Origin of the sequence: Nocardia sp. NPDC057353 (assembly GCF_042667085.1) — a bacterium.
Classification (GTDB): domain Bacteria; phylum Actinomycetota; class Actinomycetes; order Mycobacteriales; family Mycobacteriaceae; genus Nocardia.
Genome location: NZ_JBHVAK010000091.1, coordinates 1 through 18,114, shown reverse-complemented (window position 1 = coordinate 18,114; position 18,114 = coordinate 1). Strand labels below are relative to the sequence as shown.

At 72.8% G+C, this 18,114-nt stretch carries 20 protein-coding genes; 14 read left to right on the top strand and 6 right to left on the bottom strand.

Annotated features, from left to right (window positions below):
• The first annotated feature begins 52 nt into the window (after positions 1 to 52).
• The 7 genes from ACFUUZ_RS29755 (at position 53) to truB (ending at position 5,797) form a co-directional block, all read left to right on the top strand.
• Entirely contained in the window at positions 53 to 343 is a 291-nt protein-coding gene (locus tag ACFUUZ_RS29755) for a DUF503 domain-containing protein (RefSeq protein WP_357026756.1), read from the top strand.
• Between the two features lie 49 nt (positions 344 to 392).
• Positions 393 to 836 carry a 30S ribosome-binding factor RbfA gene (gene rbfA, locus ACFUUZ_RS29750; protein WP_378702007.1) on the top strand — a complete coding sequence of 148 codons (444 nt, stop codon included), beginning with the start codon at positions 393 to 395 and terminating at the stop codon, positions 834 to 836.
• A gap of 12 nt (positions 837 to 848) precedes the next feature.
• The gene (locus ACFUUZ_RS29745; protein WP_378702005.1) at positions 849 to 1,850 is read left to right on the top strand and encodes a bifunctional oligoribonuclease/PAP phosphatase NrnA; all 1,002 of its coding nucleotides are present in this window, start codon (positions 849 to 851) and stop codon (positions 1,848 to 1,850) included.
• Positions 1,847 to 3,184: an MATE family efflux transporter gene (locus ACFUUZ_RS29740; RefSeq protein ID WP_378702003.1), complete on the top strand. Its 1,338-nt coding sequence runs from the start codon at positions 1,847 to 1,849 to the stop codon at positions 3,182 to 3,184. Before ACFUUZ_RS29745 ends, ACFUUZ_RS29740 begins: the two co-directional genes overlap by 4 nt.
• Before the next feature lie 76 nt (positions 3,185 to 3,260).
• Complete coding sequence (locus ACFUUZ_RS29735) at positions 3,261 to 4,217, top strand: metallophosphoesterase family protein (protein ID WP_378702001.1); 957 nt, start codon at positions 3,261 to 3,263, stop codon at positions 4,215 to 4,217.
• Between the two features lie 27 nt (positions 4,218 to 4,244).
• Positions 4,245 to 4,913, top strand: a complete 669-nt coding sequence (gene npt, locus ACFUUZ_RS29730; protein WP_378701999.1) for a 4'-phosphopantetheinyl transferase Npt — start codon at positions 4,245 to 4,247, stop codon at positions 4,911 to 4,913.
• Positions 4,913 to 5,797, top strand: a complete 885-nt coding sequence (gene truB, locus ACFUUZ_RS29725; protein ID WP_378701997.1) for a tRNA pseudouridine(55) synthase TruB — start codon at positions 4,913 to 4,915, stop codon at positions 5,795 to 5,797. The genes npt and truB overlap by 1 nt, the downstream gene beginning before the upstream one ends.
• Here the strand turns inward: truB and ACFUUZ_RS29720 are convergent.
• Positions 5,769 to 6,380, bottom strand: a complete 612-nt coding sequence (locus ACFUUZ_RS29720) for a TetR/AcrR family transcriptional regulator (RefSeq protein ID WP_378701995.1) — start codon at positions 6,378 to 6,380, stop codon at positions 5,769 to 5,771. The genes truB and ACFUUZ_RS29720 overlap by 29 nt on opposite strands.
• A 74-nt stretch (positions 6,381 to 6,454) precedes the next feature.
• Between ACFUUZ_RS29720 and ACFUUZ_RS29715 the strand changes: the two genes are divergently transcribed.
• Positions 6,455 to 6,841, top strand: a complete 387-nt coding sequence (locus ACFUUZ_RS29715; protein ID WP_378701993.1) for a DUF4345 domain-containing protein — start codon at positions 6,455 to 6,457, stop codon at positions 6,839 to 6,841.
• Here the strand turns inward: ACFUUZ_RS29715 and ACFUUZ_RS29710 are convergent.
• Positions 6,831 to 7,496 carry a GntR family transcriptional regulator gene (locus ACFUUZ_RS29710; RefSeq protein WP_378701991.1) on the bottom strand — a complete coding sequence of 222 codons (666 nt, stop codon included), beginning with the start codon at positions 7,494 to 7,496 and terminating at the stop codon, positions 6,831 to 6,833. The two genes, ACFUUZ_RS29715 and ACFUUZ_RS29710, sit on opposite strands and share 11 nt — an antisense overlap.
• Before the next feature lie 110 nt (positions 7,497 to 7,606).
• On the opposite strand from ACFUUZ_RS29710, the gene ACFUUZ_RS29705 reads away from it, so the two are divergent.
• Together ACFUUZ_RS29705 and ACFUUZ_RS29700 are read left to right on the top strand one after the other, a co-directional pair.
• A complete protein-coding gene (locus ACFUUZ_RS29705) occupies positions 7,607 to 8,572 on the top strand; it encodes a D-2-hydroxyacid dehydrogenase (RefSeq protein WP_378701989.1) in 966 nt (321 codons plus the stop codon).
• A 13-nt stretch (positions 8,573 to 8,585) separates the two neighbouring features.
• On the top strand, positions 8,586 to 9,974 hold the full coding sequence (locus ACFUUZ_RS29700; protein ID WP_378701987.1) for an amidase: 1,389 nt from the start codon (positions 8,586 to 8,588) through the stop codon (positions 9,972 to 9,974).
• A gap of 108 nt (positions 9,975 to 10,082) precedes the next feature.
• Here ACFUUZ_RS29700 and ACFUUZ_RS29695 read toward each other — a convergent pair whose 3' ends face one another.
• From ACFUUZ_RS29695 to ACFUUZ_RS29685, 3 genes are all read right to left on the bottom strand, one after another.
• Positions 10,083 to 11,354 (bottom strand): RNA polymerase sigma factor, encoded by a 1,272-nt coding sequence (locus tag ACFUUZ_RS29695; RefSeq protein WP_378701985.1) that lies wholly within the window; start codon positions 11,352 to 11,354, stop codon positions 10,083 to 10,085.
• A complete protein-coding gene (locus ACFUUZ_RS29690) occupies positions 11,351 to 11,764 on the bottom strand; it encodes a YciI family protein (RefSeq protein ID WP_378701983.1) in 414 nt (137 codons plus the stop codon). Before ACFUUZ_RS29690 ends, ACFUUZ_RS29695 begins: the two co-directional genes overlap by 4 nt.
• Positions 11,765 to 11,880: 116 nt before the next feature.
• Entirely contained in the window at positions 11,881 to 13,122 is a 1,242-nt protein-coding gene (locus tag ACFUUZ_RS29685; protein WP_378701981.1) for an aspartate aminotransferase family protein, read from the bottom strand.
• Between the two features lie 118 nt (positions 13,123 to 13,240).
• Here ACFUUZ_RS29685 and ACFUUZ_RS29680 point away from each other — a divergent pair, with 118 nt between their 5' ends.
• Together ACFUUZ_RS29680 and ACFUUZ_RS29675 are read left to right on the top strand one after the other, a co-directional pair.
• Positions 13,241 to 14,701: an NAD-dependent succinate-semialdehyde dehydrogenase gene (locus ACFUUZ_RS29680; RefSeq protein ID WP_378701979.1), complete on the top strand. Its 1,461-nt coding sequence runs from the start codon at positions 13,241 to 13,243 to the stop codon at positions 14,699 to 14,701.
• Positions 14,698 to 15,768, top strand: a complete 1,071-nt coding sequence (locus tag ACFUUZ_RS29675) for a tartrate dehydrogenase (protein ID WP_378701977.1) — start codon at positions 14,698 to 14,700, stop codon at positions 15,766 to 15,768. Before ACFUUZ_RS29680 ends, ACFUUZ_RS29675 begins: the two co-directional genes overlap by 4 nt.
• 18 nt (positions 15,769 to 15,786) lie before the next feature.
• On the opposite strand, the gene ACFUUZ_RS29670 is transcribed toward ACFUUZ_RS29675, so the two are convergent.
• Positions 15,787 to 16,455, bottom strand: a complete 669-nt coding sequence (locus tag ACFUUZ_RS29670) for a metal-dependent transcriptional regulator (RefSeq protein ID WP_378702009.1) — start codon at positions 16,453 to 16,455, stop codon at positions 15,787 to 15,789.
• Positions 16,456 to 16,684: 229 nt separating this feature from the next.
• Between ACFUUZ_RS29670 and ACFUUZ_RS29665 the strand changes: the two genes are divergently transcribed.
• Both ACFUUZ_RS29665 and rpsO read left to right on the top strand, forming a co-directional pair.
• Positions 16,685 to 17,647, top strand: coding sequence for a bifunctional riboflavin kinase/FAD synthetase (locus ACFUUZ_RS29665; RefSeq protein ID WP_378701975.1), 963 nt, complete (start codon positions 16,685 to 16,687; stop codon positions 17,645 to 17,647).
• A gap of 107 nt (positions 17,648 to 17,754) precedes the next feature.
• Positions 17,755 to 18,024 (top strand): 30S ribosomal protein S15, encoded by a 270-nt coding sequence (rpsO, locus tag ACFUUZ_RS29660; RefSeq protein ID WP_378701973.1) that lies wholly within the window; start codon positions 17,755 to 17,757, stop codon positions 18,022 to 18,024.
• Positions 18,025 to 18,114 lie beyond the last annotated feature (90 nt).

The following is an 18,114-nucleotide window of genomic DNA, read 5'->3' as shown; positions in this document are numbered from 1 at the left end:
GCCCCGGCCTTCGGGCCGGGGCGCCCTCGCGCGGCCCTACCCGGAGGTGAACGTGTACCTCGGTGCACTCGAATTCGACATCCTGCTCGGGGACGTGCACTCGCTCAAGGAGAAGCGCAAGGTGATCCGGCCGGTGCTGGCCGAACTGCAGCGCTTCGGGGTGAGTGCCGCCGAGGGTGGGGACCACGATCTGCATCGCCGCTCCCAGCTGGGTGTGGCGATGGTGAGCGCGGGAATGGACCAATTGACAACGGTCCTCGACCGTTGTGAGCGGCACGTGGCCGCGCGTCCGGAGCTAGAGTTGCTGGCGGTGCGCCGCCGCATCTTCGGACCGGAGGACTGAGAACGTCCTCGCCGACGCCGTTCCCATATCAGGACAGGAGGAACCGGCCATGGTGGATCAGGCCAGAGCACGCCGCCTCGCGAAGCGGATCTCCTCGATCGTGGCGACCGCGATCGAGTACGAGATCAAGGACCCGCGGCTGCGTTTCATCACCGTCACCGACGCGAAGGTCACCGGCGACCTGCGCGACGCCACCGTCTACTACACGGTGCTCGGCGAAACCCTCGACGCGGAGCCGGATTACACCGCCGCGGCGGCCGGGCTGGAGAAGGCCAAGGGGGTGCTGCGCTCGAAAGTGGGCGCGGGCACCGGGGTCAAGTTCACCCCGACGCTGGCCTTCGTGCTGGACACCGTGCCGGACGCCGCGCGCGAGATGGAAGAGCTGCTGGCGCGTGCCAAGGCGCAGGACGACGCGGTGGCCAGGGTGGCGGCGAACGCCACCCCCGCGGGCGAGCCGGACCCGTACAAGAGCGATCGCGACGACGACGAGTAACCGGCACGAACCATGATCTCCACGGATGAGCCGGTCGAGCTGGGCCCGGCGGTACGAGCGCTGGACGCGGCCCGATCGGTCACCATCCTGTGTCATGTCCAGCCGGACGCCGACACCGTCGGCAGCGGGCTCGCGCTGGCGCACGTGCTGCGCAGGCGCGGGGTCCCGGTGTGGGTCTCCTTCGCCGAGCCCGCCGAGCTGCCGGTCTCCATGCGCAGCCTGCCCGCCGCGGGGTTGCTGGTCCCGCCCGCGGAGGTGCCCGCCACGGTCGACCTGCTGGTCACCGTCGACTGCGGCAGCGCGGGGCGGCTCGGCGCGCTCGCCGACCGGCTGGCGGGTGCGGCGACCACGCTGGTGATCGACCACCACCGCTCCAACACCGGGTTCGGCGCGATCAACCTCGTCGACCCGGACGCCGAGTCGACCGCGGGGGTGGTCGCCAGGGTGCTGGACGCCTGGGGCGAGCCGATCGACGCCGCGGTGGCGCACTGCCTGTACGCGGGGCTGGTCACCGACACCGGCTCCTTCCGCTGGGTGCGGCCCGGGACGCACGGGTTGGCCGAGCGGCTGCTCCGCACCGGGATCGACGGCGCCGAGATCTCCCGCACGCTGCTCGACACGCACCCGTTCGGCTGGCTGCCCATGCTCGCCGCGGTGCTCGGCAGCGCGCGGTTGGCGCCCGATGTGGCGGGCGGGGTCGGGCTGGCCTACGCCTACGTGCGCCGCGCCGACGTGGGCGGGCTCGGTGCCGAGGAGGTGGAGAGCGTGATCGACATCGTGCGCACCAGCGCCGAGGCCGGGATCGCCGCCGTCTTCAAGGAGCACCGGACCGTCGACGGCCGCTGGACCGTCTCGCTGCGCTCCCGGAACAGCGGGCCGGGGGTGCACGACGGAGTGGACGTGTCCGCCGTCGCCACCGCGCTCGGCGGCGGCGGACACCGCTTCGCCGCCGGGTACACCGCGCACGGCACCCCCGACGACATCCTCGCCGCCCTGCTCGCCGCGCTCGGATGAGCGGTGTTGCTCCGGCGGCGGCCGACGCGGGACCGAGACGGCTGCTGGCGCTGGCGATCCCGACGCTCGGCGTGCTCGTCGCCGAACCGCTCTACCTGCTGTTCGACCTCGCGGTGGTGGGCAGGCTCGGCGCGCAGGCGCTGGCCGGGCTCGCGGTCGGCGGGCTGATCCTGGCCCAGGTCAGCACCCAGCTCACCTTCCTCTCCTACGGCACAACGGCGCGCTCGGCGCGCAGGCACGGCGCGGGCGACCGGGCGGGCGCGGTGGCCGAGGGTGTTCAGGCCACCTGGCTGGCGCTCGGCATCGGGCTGGCGCTGCTGCTCGTGGTGCAGGCCGCCGCCGCCCCGCTGATCTCGCTGATCGCGGGCGGCGCCGAGATCGCCGACGAGGCCGTGCCCTGGGTGCGGATCGCGCTGTTCGGGGTGCCGCTCATCCTGGTCGCCATGGCGGGCAACGGCTGGCTGCGCGGGCTGCAGGAGACCAGGCGGCCGCTGCTCTTCGTGGTGTGCGGGCTCGCGCTCTCGGCGCTGCTCTGCCCGGTGCTGGTGCACGGGCTGTGGTTCGCGCCGCGCTGGGGGCTGCCCGGCTCGGCGGTCGCGAACGTCGCGGGCCAGGCGGTGACCGCCGCGCTCTTCCTGGCCGCGCTGGCCGGGGAGCGCGCGCCGCTGCGCCCGCGCTGGGCGGTCATGCGCGCGCAGCTGGTGCTCGGCCGCGACCTCATCGTGCGCAGCCTGGCCTTCCAGGCCTGCTTCGTCTCCGCCGCGGCGGTGGCCTCCCGGTTCGGCGCCGCCTCGGTCGCCGCGCACCAGGTGGTGCTGCAGCTGTGGAACTTCCTCGCGCTCACCCTCGACGCGCTCGCCATCGCGGCGCAGACCCTGGTCGGCGCGGCGCTCGGCGCGGGCGACGGGCTTGGCGCCCGCGGCCTGGCGGGCCGGGTGACCCGCTGGTCGCTGCTCTTCGCGGTGGCGCTGGCCTGCTGCTTCGCGCTCGCCGCGGCCGGGCTGCCCGCGCTGTTCACCACCGACCCCGCCGTGCTGGACCGGATCGGCGTGATCTGGTGGTTCTTCGTCGCCATCATCCCGGTGGCGGGGGTGGTCTTCGCGCTGGACGGCGTGCTGCTCGGCGCGGGCGACGCCGCCTACCTCCGCACCACCACCATGGCGGCCGCGCTGCTCGGCTTCCTGCCCGGCATCTGGCTGGCGCTCGCCTTCGACTGGGGTGTCGCCGGGATCTGGGGCGGGCTGGTGGTCTTCATGCTCGCCCGGCTGCTCGCGGTCGGCGCCCGCGCGGTCTCCGGGCGCTGGGTCCGGGTCGGCGCCGACGTGCCCGGCTGATCTTTCGGGTCCTGGCTGCGGTGCGCCCCGCGTGCTGCCCGCCGGTGCCGCCGCCGGATGTGGCACCGTGGATCGGGTGATACCCAAGTTGATGGCGGTGAGCGACATCCACGTCGGTCACCAGGGCAACAAGCCCGTGGTGGAGCAGATCCGGGCGGACTCGCCGGAGGACTGGCTGATCGTCGCCGGTGACGTCGCCGAGAAGACCGAGGACATCCGCTGGGCGCTGGAGCTGCTGCGCAGCCGGTTCGCCAAGGTCATCTGGGTGCCGGGCAACCACGAGCTGTGGACCACCGCCAAGGACCCGGTGCAGATGCACGGGGCGCCGCGGTACGACTACCTGGTCTCGCTCTGCCGCGACCTGGACGTGGTGACGCCCGAGGACCCGTACCCGGTCTGGCGCGGCGCGGGCTCCGAGGAGCACGGCGGCGCCGTCACGCTGGTGCCGATGTTCCTGCTCTACGACTACTCGTTCCTGCCCGAGGGGACCAAGACCAAGGCCGAGGGGCTGGCGGTCGCCCGCGAGCGCAATGTCGTCGCCACCGACGAGTTCCTGCTCGCGCCGGACCCCTACGTCACCCGCGACGCCTGGTGCCACGCCAGGGTGCAGGCCACCGAGCGCAGGCTGAACGCGCTCGAGCCGGGCACCCCGGTCGTGCTGATCAACCACTTCCCACTGGTCCGCGAGCCCACGGATGTGCTGTTCTACCCGGAGTTCTCGCTCTGGTGCGGGACCACGCTCACCGCCGAGTGGCACCTGCGGTACAACACCGTCTGCGCGGTATACGGGCACCTGCACATCCCGCGCACCTCCTGGTACGACGGCGTGCGCTTCGAGGAGGTCTCGCTCGGCTACCCGCGCGAGTGGCAGCGCCGCGGCCTCCCGGACACCCTGCTGCGCCAGATCCTGCCCGCGCCCGAGTACCCGCCGGGCTCGCTGAACAAGTTCGGCGGCCACTTCCGGATCACCCCCGAGATGGAGGCCGCGGCCGAGGAGATGCGGGCCAAGGCGCAGCGCCGGCGCGGGATCTGAGCGCGGGCTGGACTAGGCTCGACGCCGATGATCGAGAACATTCTGCCGTCCGGGATCGCCGCCGCGGAGCTGCTGGAGTACCCGGAGGGGCTGCGCGCGCACCCCGCCGAGGAGCACCTCATCGCCAAGTCGGTGGAGAAGCGCAGGCGCGACTTCATCGGGGCACGGCACTGCGCCAGGCAGGCGCTGGCCCAGCTGGGCGAGGCGGAGGTGCCGATCGGCAAGGGGGAGCGCGGCATGCCGCTCTTCCCGCGCGGGATCGTCGGCAGCCTGACGCACTGCGACGGTTACCGCGCCGCCGCGCTCGGCCACGCGCTGCGCTTCCGCTCGGTCGGCATCGACGCCGAGCCGCACGCCGAGCTGCCCGACGGGGTGCTGGACTCGGTCAGCCTGCCCGAGGAGCGGCAGTGGCTGCAGGAAACGGACAGCCCGCTGCACCTGGACCGACTGCTCTTCTGCGCCAAGGAGGCCACCTACAAGGCGTGGTTCCCGCTCACGCTGCGCTGGCTCGGCTTCGAGGACGCGCACATCACCTTCACCGTCGACGAGGCGGGGTCGGACTCCGGCGCGGGCACGTTCCACACGAAGCTGCTGGTCCCTGGCGGGACCAACGACGGCGGCAGGCCGCTGCTCGACTTCGACGGCCGCTGGCAGATCGCGGGCGGGCTGATCCTGACCGCGATCGCGACCGCCTGATGGACGCGCTCGGCGGATTGCTGATCGTCGACAAGGATCCCGGTATGACCAGCCACGACGTGGTGGCCAGGTGCCGCAGGATCCTGGGGACGCGGAAGGTCGGGCACGCGGGGACGCTGGACCCGATGGCGACCGGGGTGCTGGTGCTCGGGGTGGAGCGGGCCACCAAGCTGCTCGGGTTGCTGACGCTCACCACCAAGGCGTACTCGGCGGTGGTGCGGCTCGGGGCGAGCACCACGACCGACGACGCCGAGGGGGAGGTGCTCGCCACCGTACCCGCGGGGCACGTCACCGACGCGGCGATCGCGGCCGGGGTCGCCGCGCTGACCGGGGACATCCAGCAGGTGCCCGCGACGGTGAGCGCGATCAAGATCGACGGGGAGCGGGCGTACGCCAGGCACCGAGCGGGGGAGGACGTGCAGCTGCCCGCGCGGCCGGTGACGGTGTCGCGGTTCGCGGTGCTCGCGCGGCACGACCGCGGGGAGTTCGTCGACCTCGAGGTCGAGGTGGAGTGCTCGTCCGGGACCTACATCCGGGCGCTGGCCCGCGACCTCGGCGCCGCGCTCGGCGTCGGGGGGCACCTGACCGCGCTGCGCCGCACCCGGGTCGGGCCGTTCACCCTGGAGCACGCGCGCACCCTCGAGGCGCTCGCCGAGGCGCCGGAGCTCTCGCTGCCCATGGACGCGGCCGTGCGCGCGGCGTTCCCGCTGCGCGACATCGACCCGGCGCAGGCCGAGGATCTGCGCAACGGGCGGTGGTTGGCGCCGGTCGGGCGGGACGACGTGTACGCGGCGGTCGATCCCGAGGGGAGGGCGATCGCGCTGCTGCGGGAGAGCGGGAAGCGGGCGGCCTCGGTCATGGTGGTGCGGCCCGCGGGGTTCTGACCGGCGCCTCGCCCAGCAGGGGGCCGAGCGCGCCGAGCAGGGCTCCGGTACAGATGGCGTGCATGTCGGCGCGGGTGACGGCGCCGTGCTCCAGCCAGTCCACGGTGAGCACCCGGACGAAGGTGAGCCAGGCGCCGATCACCGACTCGGCGGCGGCCCGCCCGGCCGCGGGGAGCCCGAGTTCGTCGAGCATGCGCCTGCGGAGTTCGCCGAGCTCGCCCGCGATGATGCCCTGGATGGTCGGGTCGGCGGCGAGCACCCGATTGGCCGCGATGACCGTGTGCGGATTGGCCTCGAAATAGTCGAGGTGCGTGTGCAGCGCGGCCGAGATCTGCTCCGGCACCGGAAGTGCGGGGTCGAACGAGGATTCCACCAGGAGCCGCGCCGCGGCCTGCTCGTAGACGGCGACGAAGAGGTCCCGCTTGGCGGGGAAGTGCCGGTAGAGCAGGGCGCGGGAGATCCCCGCGGCGGCGGCCACCTCCTCCATGAGCACCGCCTCGTACGGGCGGTCGGCGAAGAGCCCGGCCCCCGCCTCGACGATCTGGGCGCGGCGCTGCTCCGGGGTCAGGCGACGGCGAACCATGTGCGCCAGCTTAGTTGACGCGCGTCTACCGGCACGCCATAGTAGACGTACGTCTACTAACTCGGGAGGGTATCATGGGGTCGTCGGTACTGCGCTGGTCGGCGCTGGTCACGGGGGTGGTGTGCACGCTGATCGGGCTCGCGCACGTGGCGTTCGGCGAGGCGATCTTCCCGGACATGGGCGCGCCGGGCGCCACCGCGGACAGCCAGGCGCGCTTCTTCGGCGCGGTCTTCGCCGGCTACGGGCTGGCCTGGATCCTGGTCGCGCGGCGCACCCCGATTTCGGCGACCGCCGTCCGGATCCTGGCGGGGATCATGCTGCTCGGCGCGGTGGGCCGCTTCCTCTCCATCGCCGTGCACGGCCTGCCGCATCCCTTCGCGCTCGTGCTCACCGCGCTCGAAGTGCTGCTGCCGCTGGCTTTCCTGGCGCTCGCCGACGCCGACGAGCGGGTCAGGAGTTGATCTGCGTGCGCAGCCGCTCGACGGCGTCGGTCATGTGCTCGACCAGCAGCTTCCGCGCCCGCTCCGGCGCGCCCGCGCCGATCGCCTCGCGCAGCGCGATGTGCTCCCCGACCTGCTCGCGCAGGTCCGGGTAGGTGGTCTGCAGCGCGCCGAGGCACATCCGGGTCTCGATCAGCAGGGTGCGCGCGGCGCGCACCAGCCGGGGGCTGCCGGAGCTGCGCACCAGCGCCTCGTGGAACGCCTGGTCCGCGTCGGAGACCCCGACCGCGTCTCCGGCCTCGGCCTTGACCGCCATGTCGGCGACGCTGGGCGCGAGCGCGGCGGCGGCGATCTCGCGCCTGCCGTCCAGGATCAGCTCCAGCGCGCCGCCCTCCAGCGCGGTCCTGGCCCGGTAGATGTCGACGACGTCGTCGAGCGCGAGCTCGATGACGAAGATGCCCCGGTGCCGGATGCTGTGCAGCAGCCCCTCCGAGACCAGCCGCTGCATGGCCTCGCGCACCGGGCCGCGGCTCACCGCGAATTGCGCCGCCAGGTCGGCCTCGCCGAGCTGCGCGCCGGGGGCGAGGCTGCCGCGCATGATGGCGTCCCGGAGCCGGTCCGCGATCATCTCCGCGGTCGACTTCCGGTTCACCGGCTGGAAATCAACGACGGACATCACTCGGCCTCCCGGTGCAGAGGGTACCCAGCGCGGGCGCGACCGGGACCACCCCGGCCCCTCATGTGCGGATTGTTGACAATCATACGATGCGATCCTACGGTGTCAACGTGGAAAAGGCCCCTGTGATCACCGTCCTGCACGGCGACCACCCGCCCGACGCCGGGGCGCTGTCCCGGGTCGCCGAGCGCGCCGAGCTGCGCTGGACCGGCGCGGCCGGGCTGCAGGCGGCGCTGCGCGGGGCGGACGTGCTCTTCGTGCTCGACTTCGCCACCGACGTGCTGCCCGCGGCCTGGCAGGCGGCGGACGCGCTGCGCTGGCTGCACATGGGGTCGACCGGCGTCGACGCGGCGATGTTCCCCGCGCTGGTCGCGAGCGACGTGGTGGTGACCAATACCCGCGGCGTCTTCGACGCGGCCATCGCCGAGTACGTGCTCGGCCAGATCCTCGGCTTCGCCAAGGATCTCGGCGGTGCGCTGCTCCGGCAGCACCGGCGCGAGTGGGAGCACCGGGAGAACGAGCGGATCGCGGGCGCCTCGGTGCTGATCGTCGGCACCGGCGGGATCGGCAGGGCCATCGCCCGGCTGCTGCGCGCGGTGGGGATGCGGGTCTCGGCGATCGGCAGGCGGGAGCGCACCGGCGACCCGGACTTCGGCACCGTCGGCACCGACCTGCACGCCGAGCTGCCGAACGCCGACTACGTGGTGGCGGTCGCGCCGCTCACCGAGCGGACCAGGCACATGTTCGACGCCGCCGCCTTCGCCGCGATGAAGCCGCACGCGCGCTTCGTCAACGTCGGCCGCGGCGAGCTGGTGGTGACGGCCGCGCTGGTCGATGCTATCCGCACCGGCGTGCTCGCGGGCGCCGCGCTGGACGTGGTCGACCCGGAGCCGCTGCCGCGCGAGCACCCGCTCTGGACGCTGCCCGGCGTCCGCATCACCCCGCACAACTCCGGCGATTGGATCGGGTGGAGCGGGGCAATCCTGTCCGCGTTCGCCGACAACTTCGACAACTGGGTCGCCGGACGCCCCCTGGACAACGTGGTCGACAAGGAACTCGGGTACGTGCCCGGCTGAAGGAGCCCCCTCGATGAGCTACCCCGAGAACACCGACCCCGCCGCGATGACCGCCGTCCAGCTGGTCTCGGCGTACGCGGCGGGCGCGCTCTCCCCGGTCGAGGCGACCGAGGCGGTGCTCGCGGCGATCACCGAGCGCGACCCGGCGGTGAACGCCTTCTGCCTGGTCGACCCGGAGCGCGCGCTGCTGCAGGCCAAGGCCTCCGAGGAGCGCTGGCACTCCGGCTCCGCGCGCGGGCTGCTGGACGGCGTCCCGGTCTCGATCAAGGACATCTTCCTCACCGCGGACTGGCCCACCCGGCGCGGCTCCACCTCGGTCGACCCGGCCGGGCCGTGGACGGTGGACAGCCCGGTCACCGCGCGGATGCGCGCGGACGGCATGGTCTTCGTCGGCAAGACCACCACGCCGGAGATCGCTTGGAAGGCGGTGACCGACAGCCCGCTCACCGGCATCACCCGCAACCCGGTCGCGCCCGCCACCACCGCGGGCGGCTCGTCCGGGGGGAGCGCGGCGGCGGTCGCGGGCGGGATGGGGCCGGTCTCGGTCGGCACCGACGGCGGCGGCAGCATCCGGATTCCGGCCGCGTTCTGCGGGATCGTCGGGTTCAAGCCCACGCACGGGCGGGTGCCGCTCTTCCCGGCCAGCCCGTTCGGCCCGCTCGCGCACGCGGGGCCGATGACCCGCACGGTCGAGGACGCCGCGCTGCTGCTCGACATCCTCGCGCTGCCGGACCCGCGCGACCCCACCGCGCTCGCCCCCGCGCCCACCACCTTCCGCGGCGAGCTGAATCGGGACGTGCGCGGGCTGCGCGTCGCCTGGTCGCCGAACCTGGGGTACGTGCGCGTCGACCCCGAGGTCGCCGCGATCACCGAGGCGGCGGTGCGCAGGCTCGCCGACGCCGAACTCGCGGTGACCGCGGCCGACCCCGGTTTCGGCGACCCGCTGGAGGCCTTCGAGGTCCTGTGGTCGGCGGGCGCGGCCACCATGCTGGCCGGATTCCCGGCGGGCAGCCGGGAGCGGGTCGACCCCGGCTTGGGGAAGGTGTGGGAACGCGGGGACGGGGTGAGCGCCGTCGAGTACCTGGCGGCGCGCAACGTCGCCGCCCAGCTCGGGATCACCATGGGCGCCTTCCACCAGGACCACGACGTCCTCGTCACCCCGACCGTGCCGATCCCCGCCTTCGAGGCAGGGCACGACGTGCCGCCAGGCAGCGACCTGCGCGGCTGGCCCGAGTGGACCCCCTTCACCTACCCCTTCAACCTCACCCAGCAGCCCGCCATCAGCATCCCCGTCGGCCGCACCGCCGCGGGCCTCCCCGTCGGCCTCCAGATCATCGGCCCCCGCCACTCCGACGACCTCGTCCTCGCCGTCGCCCGCTACGCGGAGCACGTCCTGTCCTGAGCGAAGGGACCCGCGCCGCGCGCACGCCCGGCGGTACGCCGACGCCCGCGCACGATCCCCCCGAACGCGAATCAGTCGAGCGCGAGGCGAAGCCGACGCAGGCGACATTCACGGCGTGAGTTCGGCGACCCGGCGCTCCAGAACACCCCGCTCCTTCTCGTTGCGGCACAGCGCGATGGCACTCGTGAACTCGGCCCGCGCCTCGGCGTCCCGCCCCAACCGGGCGAGCAGCTCACCCCGCACATTCGGCAGCAGGTGCGACCCACCCAGCGCCCCCTCGGCGATCAACCCGTCGACCAGCGGAAGCGCCACCGCGGGCCCCCGCGCCATGGACACCGCTACCGCCCGGTTCAACCGCACCACGGGCGAGGGCGCGATCCGCCCCAGCGCCTCGTACAGCAGCACGATGCGCTCCCAATCCGTCTCCCCGAAGGTCGCAGCCACCGCGTGACATTCGGCGATGGCCGCCTGCACCCCGTATGCCCCGAGCCCGATCGCCCCCGCCCTGGCGAGCGCCGCCCGCCCGCGCCGGATCCCGTCCCGATCCCACCGCCGCCGATCCTGCCGCTCCAGCAGCACCGGCTCCCCGTCCGCCCCTACCCGCGCCGGGAACCGCGCCGCCGTCAACTCCAGCAGCGCGAGCAACCCGAGCGGCTCCGCCCGGTCCGGCACCAACCGGGCCAGCACGCGGGCCAACCGCAGCGCCTCCGCCGCCAGGTCGAGCCGGATCTGCTCATTCCCGGAGCTCGCCGACGACCCCTCGGTGAAGATCACATACAGCACGCCGAGCACCGACCCCAGCCGCTCCCCGCGCTCCTCCGGCGCGGGTACGACGAACGGCACCTTCGCCGCGGCCAGCGTCTTCTTGGCCCTGGTGATCCGCGCCTGCACGGTCGCGGTCGGCACCAGGAACGCGGCGGCGATCTCGTCGCTGGTGAGCCCGCCGACCACCCGCAGCGTGAGCGCGATCCGCGCCTCCGCCGCGAGCATCGGGTGGCAGGCGACGAACATCAGCGCGAGCACGTCGTCGTCGATCCGGTCCGGGTCGAACGGCTCCGGCTCCGCCGCGGCGGGCTCGCCCCCGGTGGCGGCGCCGCCCTCGCCCAGCTCGCGGGCGAAGGCGGCGTACCGGTCACCGAGCGCGGCGCTGCGCCGGAAGGCGTCGATCGCGCGCCGCTTGCCGGTGGCGAGCAGCCATGCGGCCGGGTCGCGCGGGATCCCGTCGCGCGGCCAGGCGACGAGCGCCTCGGCCAGCGCCTCCTGCGCGACATCCTCGGCCAGCGCGAACTCGCCGGTGTAGCGGGCGAGCGCGCCGACGATCCGCGCGGACTCGATCCGCCACACCGCCGCCACCGCCGCCCGCCCGGACGGCCCGCTCACAGCTGCCCGGTGGCCTCACGCCAGGCGCGCTCCTTCTGGATCCACACGTTGTCCTGCGGGAACTCGCTGATCTCCGGCACCCGCCTGATCTCGGTCTTGAACCCGGGGACGGTGGCGGGCATCCGCTTCGCCCACTCCACCGCCTCCTCCTTGGAGGCCACGCTCAGGATGTAGTAGCCGCCGAAGAGCTCCTTGGTCTCGCCGTAGGGGCCGTCGGTGACGACCGGCGGGTCGGTGGCGTAGTCGACCACGACGCCCTCGGCCGGGTCCTCCAGCCCCTCCGCGGCGAGCAGCACGCCCGCCCGGATCAGCTCGTCGTTGAAGCGCCCGATTGTGTCCAGCATCTCGTCCATGTCGCCCATCGACGCGTAGGCGTCGTCGGTGGCGCGCATGATCAGCATGTACTTCATGGTGTCCGTCTCCCTCGGCTGCGGGTTCCGTTCGAACCCTCTCACCCCTTGGTCGAACGGGCCGCCCGCCGAATCGACACGGCACGAAACATTCTTCGAAGATTTTTTCCGGTCGGCTACAGCTCGGCGAGCACCTCGGACCAGATGCCGAGCGCGTCCCGGATCTGCGCGTCGGTGACGATGAGTGGCGGGATCATCCGCACCACGTTCATGTGCGCGCCGCAGGTGAGCAGCAGCAGCCCCTTGGCGACCGCCGCCTGCTGCGCGGCCGACGCCGTCTCCGGGTCGGGTTCGCCGGTGGCGGTGGTGAACTCGCAGCCCGCGAGCAGCCCGAGCCCGCGCACGTCGCCGATCTGCTTGGTCTGCCGCTCGCGCAGCCCGGCCAGCAGCTCGGCGCCGCGGTCGGCGGCATTCTGCACCAGCCCCTCCGACTCGATGACCTCCAGCGTGGCGAGCGCGGCCGCGCAGGCCACCGCGTTGCCGCCGTAGGTGCCGCCCTGCGAGCCCGGCCACGCCTTCGCCATGAGCTCGGCCGAGGCCGCGATCCCGGAGATGGGGAAGCCGCTGGCCAGCCCCTTGGCAATGGTGATGACATCGGGCCGGACATCGAAGTGCTGGTGCCCGAAGAACCTGCCGGTGCGGCCGAACCCGGTCTGGATCTCGTCGATCACCAGCAGGATGCCGTGCCGGTCGGCGCGCTCGCGCAGGCCGTGGAAGAACGCGGTGTTGCCGGGGATGTACCCGCCCTCGCCGAGCATCGGCTCCACGATGAAGGCGGCGGTCTCGGCGGGCCCGGTCAGCGTGGCGAGGATGTAGTCCAGCTCGCGCAGCGCGAAGGCGGTGGCCTCCTCCTCGCTCCAGCCGTACCGGTAGGCGGTGGGGAAGGGGGCCACGTGCACCCCGGACATGAGCGGGCTGAACCCGGCCGAGAACCGGGTGCCCGAGGTGGTCATGGTGGCCGCGGCGACGGTGCGGCCGTGGAACCCGCCGTGAAAGACGACCACGTTCGGGCGCCCGGTGGCCTGCCGCACCAGCCGTAGCGACGCCTCCACCGCCTCGCTGCCGGAGTTGCTGAAGAAGAGCGTGTCCAGCCCGCCGGGCAGCACGTCGCCGAGCCGCTCGGTCAGCCGCAGCAGCGGCTGGTGCATGACCGTCGTGTACTGGCCGTGGATCAGCTTGCCGACCTGCTCCTGCGCCGCCGCGACCACGCGCGGGTGGCAGTGCCCGGTGCTGGTGACCCCGATGCCCGCGGTGAAGTCCAGGTAGCGGCGGCCGTCGGTGGCGTGCAGGTAGCACCCCTCGCCCCGCTCGACCACGACGGGAGTGGCCTGCTTCAGCACCGGTGACAGCTGGGTCATGGGGATCCGCCCTCCGTGAGGAAATCCGTGGATTGTCTGTTGTCGGATTGTTGACAATATGCCTACCATGACTCCGGCGGTCCCGACAAGGGAAGCCGCGGAGCCGAGAGGAGACCGGATGCCCACCCAGTCAGAGGAGCGGGCCGCGCTGGACACCGTGCCGACGGGGCTGTTCATCGGCGGCAAGTGGCGCGACGGCGCCCGCACCTTCCCGGTGCTGGACCCGGCCACCGGCGCGACCATCGCCGAGGTGGCGGACGCGAGCGCCGAGGACGGCATCGCCGCGCTCGCCGCCGCCGCCGACGCGCAGGCCGACTGGGCCGCGACCCCGCCGCGCGAGCGCAGCGACCTGCTCATGCGGGCGCACCGCGCGCTGCTCGCCGACGTCGACCGGCTGGGGCTGGTGCTCACCCTGGAGATGGGCAAGCCGCTCGCCGAGGCGCGCGGCGAGATCGCCTACGCCGCCGAGTTCTTCCGCTGGTTCGCCGAGGAGGCGGTCCGGCTCGACGGCGGCTACATGCAGGCCCCGACCGGCGGCTCGCGCTTCCTCGTGACCAAGCAGCCGGTCGGCCCGAGCCTGCTGATCACGCCGTGGAACTTCCCGATCGCCATGGGCGCGCGCAAGATCGCGCCCGCGCTCGCGGCGGGCTGCACCAGCGTGATCAAGCCCGCCGAGCAGACGCCGCTCTCCATGCTGGCGCTGGCCGCGGTGCTGGAGCAGGTCGGGCTGCCCGCGGGCGTGGTCAACGTGGTCACCACCACCGACCCGGCCGCCGTGATCGAGCCCATGATCCGCGACCCGCGCTCCCGCAAGCTCTCCTTCACCGGCTCCACCGCGGTCGGCAAGGTGTTGCTCGAGCAGTGCGCGAGCACCGTCATGCGCACCTCGATGGAGCTCGGCGGCAATGCCCCGCTGCTGGTCTTCGACGACGCCGACCTGGACGAGGCGGTGGAGGGCGCGCTCGCCGCCAAGATGCGCAATATCGGGCAGGCCTGCACCGCCGCCAACCGGATCCTGGTGCAGCGCGGCGTCGCCGAGGAGTTCGGCAGGCGGCTCGCCGAGCGGATGGCGGCGCTGCCGATCGGCCGCGGCACCGAGCCGGACGTGGTCGTCGGGCCGCTCATCGACGCCGACGCGCTCGCCAAGGTGGAGCACCTGGTCGCCGACGCCAGGCAGCGCGGCGCCGAGGTGCTCACCGGCGGCGAGCGGCCGGACGGACCGGGCACCTTCTACCCGGCCACCGTGCTGACCGGCGTGCCGGACGCGGCCGAGCTGTGCCACACCGAGATCTTCGGCCCGGTCGCCGCCATCGGCGTCTTCGACACCGAGCAGGAGGCGATCACCCGCGCCAACGACACCCCGTACGGCCTGGTCGCCTACGTCTTCACGGAGAACCTGCGGCGCGGGCTGCGGGTCTGCGAGGCGCTGGAGACCGGCATGGTGGGGTTGAACCAGGGCGTGGTGTCCAACCCGGCGGCGCCGTTCGGCGGCGTCAAGGAGTCCGGCCTCGGGCGCGAGGGCGGGTTCTCCGGCATCGACGAATTCCTCGAGACCAAATACATCGGAGTGCGACTGTGAGCTATCGGATTGCCACCATCCCCGGCGACGGCATCGGGGTTGACGTGACGGTCGAGGCGGTGGCGGTGCTGGACGCCGTGCTGCCCGGGCTGGAGTGGACCGAGTTCGACTGGTCCTGCGAGAACTACCTGCGCACCGGGGCCATGATGCCGCCGGACGGGCCCGCCCGGCTCGCCGGATTCGACGCCATCCTGCTCGGGGCGGTCGGCTTCCCCGGCGTGCCGGACCACATCTCGCTCTGGGGGCTGCTGATCCCGCTGCGCCGGGCCTTCGGCCAGTACGTGAACCTGCGCCCGGTCAAGCTGCTGCCCGGCACCGAGTCCGCGCTGCGCGGGCGGACCGCCGAGGAGTTGGACATCCTCATCGTGCGGGAGAACTCCGAGGGGGAGTACTCCGAGATCGGTGGCACGCACAACCCCGGGCGGCCGGACGAATTCGTGCTGCAGGAGTCGGTGTTCACCCGAGTCGGGTGTGAGCGGATCATCCGGTACGCCTTCGACCGGGCCGTCGAGCGGTCCGGGAAGCTCTGCTCGGCCACCAAGTCGAACGGGCTCATCCACTCCATGCCGTACTGGGACCGGGTCTTCCAGGAGGTCGCCGCCGAATATCCGGGGGTCGCCACCCGGGAGATGCACGTGGACGCGCTCGCCGCCGAGATCGTGCTGCACCCGGATCGGCTCGACGTGATCGTCGGCTCGAATCTGTTCGGGGACATCCTCTCCGATCTCGCCGCCGCGGTGACCGGGGGGCTCGGGTTGGCGCCGTCGGGCAATATCGACCCGACTCGGTCGGCGCCGTCCATGTTCGAGGCGGTGCACGGGAGTGCGCCGGATATCGCCGGGCAGGGGATCGCCAATCCCGTGGCGCAGATCCTGGCCGGGGCCATGCTGCTTCGGCACCTCGGGGAAGACGGTGCCGCCGGTGCCGTCGAGCGGGCTGTCGACGAGGTGCTCGCGGCGGGTCAGGTCCTCACCCCCGACCTCGGGGGGTCCGCTACGACCGCCGAACTCGGGGCCGCCATCGCCGATCGTGCCCGCGAATTGGCGGGAGCCGGGTCGCCGGCATAGAGCGCCGCAACCTCCCCGTCAGGTGGTCACCCAGATGGCCTCGGCCGCAGGCTGCCCGAGATCGACCGGCTTCTCGGCGGTACCGATGCGAATCGCGATGGTGCCGGCGAAATCCCGTCGCTCGGCAACGCTGATCACGGTGTCCAGCGCGATCCCCACCGAATCGAAGTACCGCAGCATATCCGGATCGGAATCCGAGATCCGCGCCACCCGCCCCGACTCACCCGCCGCGAACTCACTCAGCGGGCGAGCGGGCGGCGTCGGCACCGCCCCGTCCACCGACGGAATCGGATCACCGTGCGGATCCCGATCCGGATACCCGAGCTTCGCGTCGATCCGCGCCATCAGCAGCTCGGAGACCGCGTGCTCCAGGATCTCCGCCTCGTCGTGCACCTCGTCCCAGCCGTACCCCAGCTCGCTCACCAGGAACGTCTCCAGCAGCCGATGCCTGCGCACCATGGCGATCGCCGCCCGCCGCCCGTCCTCGGTCAGCGTGATCGCGCCGTACCGCGCGTGCACCACCAACCCCTGGTCGGCCAGCTTCCGCACCGCCTCGGAGACCGTCGACGCGGAGACCCCGATCCGCTCCGCCAGCAGCTTCGTCGACACCTTCTCCGGCGACCACTCCTGCGCCGTCCAGATCACCTTCAGGTAGTCCTGGGCGACCGAACTCAGCACCGGCGCCACCGTCGCGGCGCCGTCCACCGCGGGCTCCGGAACGTCCGTCAGCTCACGGCGGGTGGTGATGTCTCGTTTCCCGGGCACATTTCGAGCTTATGCACTCCGCGCCCGATCCACACGCCGCACCGCCACCGGCAACCTCCGATTCACCGCCCCGACCGCCACCCGTGACCTCGAGCATGACCGGCCCCGGCCCGAATACGCATCGGCGCGCACAGTGCGTAGGCTGCGCACTGTGCTGAGATGGCGAAGTCTCGACGACGTGCCCGCGGACTGGGGACGCTGCGTGGTCACCATCGGTGTGTTCGACGGTGTGCACCGGGGCCACGCGCAACTCATCAGCAGGGCGGTGAAATCGGCCGCCGCGCGCGGCGTGCCCGCGGTGCTCATGACCTTCGACCCGCACCCCATGGAGGTGGTGCGCCCCGGCTCGCACCCGGCCCAGCTCACCACGCTGACCCGGCGCGCCGAACTGGCCGAGGAACTCGGCGTCGACGTGTTCTGCGTGATGCCCTTCACGCACGAGTTCATGAAGCTCACCCCCGCCCGCTACGTGCACGACCTGCTGGTCGAGCGGCTGCACGTCGCCGAGGTCGTGGTCGGCGACAACTTCACCTTCGGCAAGAAGGCCGCGGGCACCGTCGAGACCATGCGCGAACTCGGGCTGCGCTGGGGTTTCGAGGTCGACGCCGTCACCCTGCTCGGCGAACAGACCGTCACCTACTCCTCCACCTACATCCGCGCCTGCGTCGACGCGGGTGACATGGCCAACGCCACCGAGGCGCTCGGCAGGCCGCACCGGGTCGAAGGCGTCGTCGTGCACGGCGACGGCCGCGGGCGCACCTTCGGCTACCCGACCGCCAACGTCGCACCCCCCATGCACGCCGCCATCCCCGCCGACGGCGTCTACGCGGGCTGGTTCACCGTGCTCGGGCCCGGCCCCACCATCGGCACCGTCACCCCGGGGCAGCGCGCCATGGCCGCCATCTCGGTCGGCACCAACCCCACCTTCTCCGGGCGGGCCCGCACCGTCGAGGCCTACGTCCTCGACCGCGAAGCCGACCTCTACGGCCAGCACGTCGCCGTCGACTTCGTCGAGCACCTGCGCGGCATGCTCAAGTTCGACAGCACCGAGCAGCTCGTCGACGCCATGGCCGGGGACGTCGAAGCGGCCAGGGCGGTCCTCGCCCGCCAGTGAGGCTCCGGTAAGGTGGCTCCTCGGGTCTGCTGCGGTCCGCGGCGGCGCCCAGCCGGGGTTTCCCCGGAACCATTCACGCGGAACTGAGAAACAGGAGTGGACGCCGCATGGCACTGACCACCGAGCAGAAGTCGGCCATCCTCGCCGAGTACGGGCTGCACGAGAAGGACACCGGCTCGCCGGAGGCCCAGATCGCGCTGCTGTCGAAGCGGATCGCCGACATCACCGAGCACCTCAAGAAGCACAAGCACGACCACCACACCCGGCACGGGCTGATGGCGCTCATCGGGCGCCGGAAGCGGCTGTCGAAGTACCTGGCGGACAACGATATCCAGCGTTACCGTTCGCTCATCGAGCGCCTCGGCCTCAGGCGGTAATTTCGGCGCGCCTTCGGCGCGCGTGTTCGCGGCCCCCAAGGCTCGCGTTCGAGCACTCGAGACTCGCGCCTGCGGCGCATGCGCTTCGAG

Coding starts and splice junctions, on each gene's coding strand:
- rbfA (WP_378702007.1), top strand. CDS start 393: ATGGTGGATCAGGCCAGAGCACGCCGCCTCGCGAAGCGGATCTCCTCG.
- ACFUUZ_RS29745 (WP_378702005.1), top strand. CDS start 849: ATGATCTCCACGGATGAGCCGGTCGAGCTGGGCCCGGCGGTACGAGCG.
- ACFUUZ_RS29740 (WP_378702003.1), top strand. CDS start 1,847: ATGAGCGGTGTTGCTCCGGCGGCGGCCGACGCGGGACCGAGACGGCTG.
- npt (WP_378701999.1), top strand. CDS start 4,245: ATGATCGAGAACATTCTGCCGTCCGGGATCGCCGCCGCGGAGCTGCTG.
- truB (WP_378701997.1), top strand. CDS start 4,913: ATGGACGCGCTCGGCGGATTGCTGATCGTCGACAAGGATCCCGGTATG.
- ACFUUZ_RS29720 (WP_378701995.1), bottom strand. CDS start 6,380: ATGGTTCGCCGTCGCCTGACCCCGGAGCAGCGCCGCGCCCAGATCGTC.
- ACFUUZ_RS29715 (WP_378701993.1), top strand. CDS start 6,455: ATGGGGTCGTCGGTACTGCGCTGGTCGGCGCTGGTCACGGGGGTGGTG.
- ACFUUZ_RS29710 (WP_378701991.1), bottom strand. CDS start 7,496: ATGTCCGTCGTTGATTTCCAGCCGGTGAACCGGAAGTCGACCGCGGAG.
- ACFUUZ_RS29700 (WP_378701987.1), top strand. CDS start 8,586: ATGAGCTACCCCGAGAACACCGACCCCGCCGCGATGACCGCCGTCCAG.
- ACFUUZ_RS29690 (WP_378701983.1), bottom strand. CDS start 11,764: ATGAAGTACATGCTGATCATGCGCGCCACCGACGACGCCTACGCGTCG.
- ACFUUZ_RS29685 (WP_378701981.1), bottom strand. CDS start 13,122: ATGACCCAGCTGTCACCGGTGCTGAAGCAGGCCACTCCCGTCGTGGTC.
- ACFUUZ_RS29680 (WP_378701979.1), top strand. CDS start 13,241: ATGCCCACCCAGTCAGAGGAGCGGGCCGCGCTGGACACCGTGCCGACG.
- rpsO (WP_378701973.1), top strand. CDS start 17,755: ATGGCACTGACCACCGAGCAGAAGTCGGCCATCCTCGCCGAGTACGGG.